Raw genomic sequence first — 2,513 nt, forward strand, 5'->3', positions numbered from 1 at the left:
ACCGGGTGGCGGGGTGGGTGGTGCGGTCGCGCCCAGCTCGTGCAGGAACCGGCTCGGCTGTTCCTCGTGGTCGTCACCGCCGACTGCGGCCGATGCCACGGCACTGACCAGCAGTCGGTGCCGGGCCCGGCTGATGGCCACATGGAAGAGCCGGCGTTCCTCGTCCAGCAACGCCGAGGTCTGACCCACCACGTTCGCCACGGCCGCGCCGCCGGCCGATCGACCCGCCAACACGTCGACGAGGCGCTCGGAGCCGAGCAGGCTGCCGCGCAGTCGCAGGTCCGGCCAGATGCCCTCCTGCACGCCGGCCACCGCGACCAGGTCCCATTCCAGGCCCTTCGCGGCGTGCGCGGTGAGCAGGCGCACCGCCGCGCCCCGGTCGGCGGTCGGGGCGATGGTGTCGGCCGGCAGGTCCTGGGCGAGCACGTGGTCGAGGAAGACCTCGGTGCGGGCACCGGGCAGCCGGTCGGTGAACCGGGCCGCCGCGTCGAAGAGCACCAGCACGGCGTCCAGGTCACGGTCGGCCGCCTCGGCCCGCCGCCGCCGGGCAAGGTCTCCCTCGCCGGCCGCCGGCCGCCCCTGAATGATCGCGCCCGCCCAACGCTCGGCGAGACCACTGGCGTCCCAGACCGCCCAGAGCACGTCCTCGGCGGTCGCCCCTGGTTGGGCGGCGGCATCCCGTGCGGTGGCCAGCAGCCCGGCCACCGCCTGCGCCGGCTCCGCCCAGCGCCGGTCGATGTCGGCCAGCTCCGTCGGATCGCGCAACGCCTCGACGATCAGCTCCCCGGAGGGGCGTCGGTCACCGCCGGCCAGCGCGAGCGCACGCAGGCCCTGCCGCAGCCGCCGCTCGGCCAGCGGGTCGGCTCCGCCCAGCGGCGAGTGCAGCAGCGCGACCGCCGCCTCCTCGTCCAGACGGGCCGGTTCGAGCGCGCAGCGCAGCAGGAGCAGCAGTGGCGCGACCGCCGGTTGCAGGTGCAGGGGCAGGTCCTCGCCGTGCACCACGGTGGGTACGCCGGCAGCGTGCAGTGCCCGCCGCAGGGTGGGCAGTTGCAACGCGGTGGACCGCACCAGCACCGCCATCCGCGACCACGGCACGCCGTCGAGCAGGTGGGCCGAGCGCAGCGCGTGGGCCAGCCAGGCCGCCTCGCTGGTCGCCGAGCGGAACGTGTGCACCTCGACCACCCCGGGCGGCGCGTCCGGCAGCGGGTGCAGCCGCCGGTGCGCCGCCGGGCCGCGCAGCCGGCGACCCAGCCGGGCGATCGCCGCGAGCAGACCCGGCCCGGCCCGGTACGACGTGGTCAGCAGCACCTGTGCGGCCGGCGCCCCGGAGGCGGTCCGGAAGCGGTGCGGGAAGGTGGCCACCCCGGCCGGGTCGGCGCCCCGGAAGGCGTACGTGGAGGAATCCGGGTCGGCGAACGCGACAAGTGACTTGCCTCCGCCCGCGATGACCGAGAGCAGCTCCACCTGGGCGGGGTCGGTGTCCGCCAGCTCGTCGAGGTAGACGTGGGTGAGGCGGCGACGCTCGGCGGCCAGCAGCTCCTCGTCGTCGCGCAGCAGCCCGGTGGCCGCCCGGACCAGCTCGGCCGGGTCGTACGCGATGGAGCCCCGGTTGCTGACGTCCCGCAGCGCGAGCACTGCCACGTACTCGCGGAGGAAGCGGGCGGCGGCCGGCCAGTCCTCGCGGCCGAGCTTCTCGCCCAGCCGGGCCAGGTCGACAGGGCCCACGCCCCGCTCGGCGGCGCGCATGAGCAGGTCGCGCAGCTGACCGGCGAACGCCCGGGTGCGCAGGGCGGGACGCAGGTCGGTCGGCCAACCGACCGGGTCGTCCTCGGGCTCCTCACCCACCACGTTCAGCAGCTCGCGAATGATCAGATCCTGCTCGGGGCCGGTGAGCAGCCGGGGTGAGGGCTCACCCCGTTCTGCGGCGGCTCGGCGGAGCAACCCGAAGGCGTACGCCGGGAAGGTGCGCACCAGCGGCTCGCGCAGCACCCGGTGGCCGTCCCGGGCGATCCGGGCCTCGATGCGCTGGCGTAGCGCGGTCGCGCCTCGGCGGCCGAAGGTCAGCACCAGGATGTGTTCGGGGTCGACCCCCTCGGCCACCCGGGCGGCGACCGCCTCGACGAGCGTGCTGGTCTTGCCGGTGCCCGGACCGCCGAGCACGAGCATCGGCCCGTCGGTGTGCCCGACCACCTCGGCCTGCACCGGATCGACCCGCCAACCGCCGCCGCCGGCCAGCTCGCGCCCGGCCGCCAGCTCAGACCCGGCCACACCTGCGGACCCGGCGACCGACTCAGGCCGCGCCCCGCGCTCAGGCCCACCCGTGCGCTCTGGCCCACCCGACTCGCCGACACCGCCCCTGGGCGCGCCGCCGGCGGGCACGGAAGCGCCGGAAGGCGCTGCCCCGTCCCCCCGCGCCGGCCCTCCGGACCGCCGCACCAACCGGTACGCCTGCATCAGCTCATCCCATCAGACCCGTACGACACCCACCCCAACCCACCCAACCCCCACCCTCC

1 protein-coding gene is annotated in these 2,513 nt (G+C 76.3%); it reads right to left on the reverse strand.

Annotated features, from left to right (window positions below; genetic code table 11):
* Positions 1–2,454: ATP-dependent helicase (locus tag KBX46_RS32195; protein WP_210795859.1), on the reverse strand; the 2,454-nt coding region annotated here is incomplete at its 3' end.
* Between the last annotated feature and the right edge of the window lie 59 nt (positions 2,455–2,513).

The sequence above is a fragment of the Micromonospora sp. C81 genome, from assembly GCF_018070425.1.
GTDB classification, from domain to species: domain Bacteria; phylum Actinomycetota; class Actinomycetes; order Mycobacteriales; family Micromonosporaceae; genus Micromonospora; species Micromonospora zamorensis.